Annotated in this window: 4 protein-coding genes; all 4 read left to right on the top strand. The window is 40.0% G+C overall.

From position 1 onward, the window contains the following. A partial coding sequence (locus UF75_RS25305) for a DUF1385 domain-containing protein (protein ID WP_156146625.1) occupies nt 1–307 on the top strand: 307 nt, incomplete at its 5' end. 319 nt (nt 308–626) lie between these two features. Next, on the top strand, nt 627–857 hold the full coding sequence (locus UF75_RS25300; RefSeq protein ID WP_045577285.1) for a hypothetical protein: 231 nt from the start codon (nt 627–629) through the stop codon (nt 855–857). Nucleotides 858–1,062: 205 nt separating this feature from the next. After that, entirely contained in the window at nt 1,063–1,740 is a 678-nt protein-coding gene (locus tag UF75_RS25295; RefSeq protein ID WP_045577284.1) for a GGDEF domain-containing protein, read from the top strand. 268 nt (nt 1,741–2,008) lie between these two features. Then, entirely contained in the window at nt 2,009–2,464 is a 456-nt protein-coding gene (lspA, locus tag UF75_RS25290; protein ID WP_045577283.1) for a signal peptidase II, read from the top strand. Nucleotides 2,465–2,718: the final 254 nt, after the last annotated feature.

The raw sequence follows: 2,718 nt of genomic DNA, 5'->3' as shown, positions 1-2,718 counted from the left end.
GCGTTGCGGGACAAGTTTTCTTTTAATTGTGGTTGTTGTAAGCATCTTCGTGTTTGTATTTGTAGGATTACATCCCTTATGGTGGCGCTTACTTTCCCGCATGCTTCTTATGCCTTTAGTTGCGGGGATAGCTTACGAGATCCTGAAATTCTCTTCGCGGCATTTAGAATCACCGTGGTTTCGTTGGCTGATTGTTCCAGGTTTGTTATTACAGAAATTAACCACGAGAGAGCCAGACGATGCCCAGCTTGAGGTCGCGCTGGCTGCCTTAAAAGGCGTTTTGGATTCAGGTCAGGAACTAACGTGATTTTGGGCGTTATGCCCGTAGAGAGATTGATTTGGAAGAATACAAATGCGAAAAAAAAGAATTGCTACGGGAACGGTATATTATTTTAATAAGGTAGCTGTAGTCGTTTTTTAATTGTTCAACTGGCACCTAGTCTTGGTCTGGTAACATGGGCTGGTAATGAGATGAGGTTAGAGTAGGACAGGCGGCTTACAATGAGTGCTTGTCCTTTTTTTATGTGTTTACCATTGATGTTGCAGAACAGATTGTTCGTATCTGAAAGTGTGTTTTTTTCAGGTACTTATGGAATATGTTTACCGAATTTAAAGGAGGTGAAAAGATGGGCGAAAAAGCCAAGTCGGAAAAAGTGAAGATTACGCATCAAGTAAAACGAATCAGGGGCTCTTTCGAGAAACAAACACAATGCATTCAGTGTCGGAGCCGGGCGGTAAGAATTATCGGCAAGGATCAGTATTTCTGCGCAGATTGTTGTACTGAGTTTAAATTCTGCGGAAACAAGGTAACAGTGTATACGATCAGTACGGATAGCGGACTGATGAAAATAAGCTAGAGGAGAGAGGAGAACTCAAGTGATTAGCGTACGACGCAACTTGTTCCATGAGATCTAAAATAGGGACTCTCATCAAGAAGCTATGGATAGAATTACAGCGGATAAAAACCAGCATTTTGATCCGGATGTCGTAGAAGCATTTTAGAATGAGAGGAGAAACTTTTGGCGATCACTTATAATTAAGAAGAGGGAGTTTTTTTGGCTTATGATCAGAGTATGGTTGTTAGTTACTATGGTAATTATCGGAATTATAAATGCAGCACTATTGCATTTCACGGCTATGCCGCTATTCAATAACATGGTAGTGCACTGCATTATACTTGGGGCCATGTTTGGGTTAACAAATTTTATTGCGGTCGAACTGTTTTTAAAAAGGCTCGATAAACTAAAAGAGTTAAACCGACAATTAAGGTTAAGCCTAATGAAAGACAATTTGACGGGACTTCTAAATCGCAGGGCTTTTGATATTGATATCAAAAATGTGGAACATAACGGGTTATACTCACTGATTTTTATTGACATTGACAATTTCCGGGATTTCAATAATCATTTTGGTCATGATATTGGGGATAACGTACTCATGAAGGTAGGCCAGACAATCCAGGCTTGTGTTCGTGCGAACGATCGAGTTTATAGATACGGTGGGGAGGAAATAATACTACTTTTAATGGACTGCGACAAAAAGAACGCGAGGAAGATGGCAGAAAAAATCAGATGTGAAATAAGTCGACTTGATAATCAAACATATCCCCAAATTACGGTTTCCTTAGGCGTTTCGAGCTATCCAGACGATGGGCGTTATATTTACGACGTTATTGTGGCTTCAGACAAAGCCCTTTTAAAGGCTAAACAAAGCGGTAAGAATTGTACCATATCTTGTTAGCATTTTTCATTTTTTAAGTAGGCGAATCTTGATTCCTCGGTCGCCTGCACATCAACTCGGTGATAATGGTGCTATCAGCCGAGGGACTCCCGGCACGCGAGTACGACCGAATCGCCAAAGCGTTCAATACCAAAGTTCGTCACAGCTATGCCGCTACCGAGTGCCCCTTCCTCAGTTACGTATGCGAGCACGGTTGGCTGCACGTCAACAGCGACTGGCTATTTAACATGAATTCAAGTTATTATCAAAGTAATATTGGAGGCTTGAAATGAATTATTTTATTATTATAGCTGTGTTTGTGGCTATAGACCAGGTGTTCAAGTACCTGGCAGAAACCTTTCTCAAACCCGTCAATACGTTCCCAATCATTAAAAATGTATTCCACTTAACCTATGGGCAAAATACTGGAGCAGCATTTAGTATTTTACAAGGTAAGCAAGCATTCCTCATAATTATTACATCTATAGTTACTATAGCTCTAATAGTCTGCCTAGTTAAGAATTACAAAACACAAAACCGTCTATTGCTTATATCCCTCACCCTTGTTATATCTGGGGCTTTGGGAAACCTTATTGACAGGGTACGGCTAAACTATGTAGTTGACTTTTTAGATTTTGAATTGATTAACTACCCCGTTTTCAATACGGCAGATATTCTCGTCGTATCAGGCGTTATATTCCTTGCCTATTTCGCCTTATTTGCTAAACCAAAAATTTCACGTTAGGGGTGTAGATATGACAAAAAACACAAGGTTTATCCCAGCTTTAAAATTTAAATGGCTTACCCGTTTCTTTGACCCTGTAATGAAGCTTACCATGTCGGAAAAAAAGTTTAATAAAAGCCTTATTACTACAGTCCGATATTAAAGACAGCGATACTATCTTAGATTTTGGCTGCGGTACTGCGACTCTAAGCATAATGACTAAAAAAGCAGCTCCGAAAGCGACCCTTTTATTTCGTTGAATTTCAGACTAATGA

The organism is Desulfosporosinus sp. I2 (assembly GCF_000960765.1).
Taxonomy (GTDB): domain Bacteria; phylum Bacillota; class Desulfitobacteriia; order Desulfitobacteriales; family Desulfitobacteriaceae; genus Desulfosporosinus.
This window is presented reverse-complemented; position numbering and strand designations above follow the sequence as displayed.

Excerpts from the sequence above, each read along its gene's own strand:
- UF75_RS25295 (WP_045577284.1), top strand. The coding sequence starts at position 1,063 with ATGATCAGAGTATGGTTGTTAGTTACTATGGTAATTATCGGAATTATA.
- UF75_RS25300 (WP_045577285.1), top strand. The coding sequence starts at position 627 with ATGGGCGAAAAAGCCAAGTCGGAAAAAGTGAAGATTACGCATCAAGTA.
- lspA (WP_045577283.1), top strand. The coding sequence starts at position 2,009 with ATGAATTATTTTATTATTATAGCTGTGTTTGTGGCTATAGACCAGGTG.